Origin of the sequence: Oceanospirillum linum (assembly GCF_001995095.2) — a bacterium.
Lineage (GTDB): Bacteria > Pseudomonadota > Gammaproteobacteria > Pseudomonadales > Halomonadaceae > Oceanospirillum > Oceanospirillum linum.
This window is the reverse complement of record NZ_MTSD02000168.1, coordinates 1-412: the sequence shown is the minus strand read 5'-3', so window position 1 is coordinate 412 and position 412 is coordinate 1. Positions and strand designations below refer to the sequence as shown.

Here is a 412-nt window from a genome sequence, read left to right as displayed (position 1 = left end):
ACCTTTCATCTGTTCGAGATTTTTGCGGATGAGCAGGCAGTGGATGCGCATCGCGACACCGACCACTACCGCCTATATCGCGCGGCCGTCATGCCGCTGCTGCAAACACCGCCCGCCGTGGTGCGGATGACGCCGATCGACGCGACCGGCATCCGGTCTTCGTAGCACCGCGGTGCGAGCAGCACGCGCGTCGCGCGTTCAAGCGTCGCGCGTGTCCGCTTGCGCTACCGAGGTGTCGTGCAGCTGCGCCATCGGCCAATCGCCGGCACTGATCATCATCGCCACCAGTGCGCGAATCGTACTCATCAAAGCGATGGTCGCGCTCGACGGCGGCCGCTGCCGCGCGTGCGCAATAAAACGCTCCAGCACCAAGCCTTCGATCGGGGCCGCGCGCAGGCGCCCGGACTGCACC

At 66.3% G+C, this 412-nt stretch carries 1 protein-coding gene; it reads right to left on the bottom strand.

Annotated elements, in window-relative coordinates; all coding sequences use genetic code 11:
* Window positions 1-198 precede the first annotated feature (198 nt).
* Window positions 199-412: hypothetical protein (locus BTA35_RS17165; protein WP_202931323.1), on the bottom strand; the 214-nt coding region annotated here is incomplete at its 5' end.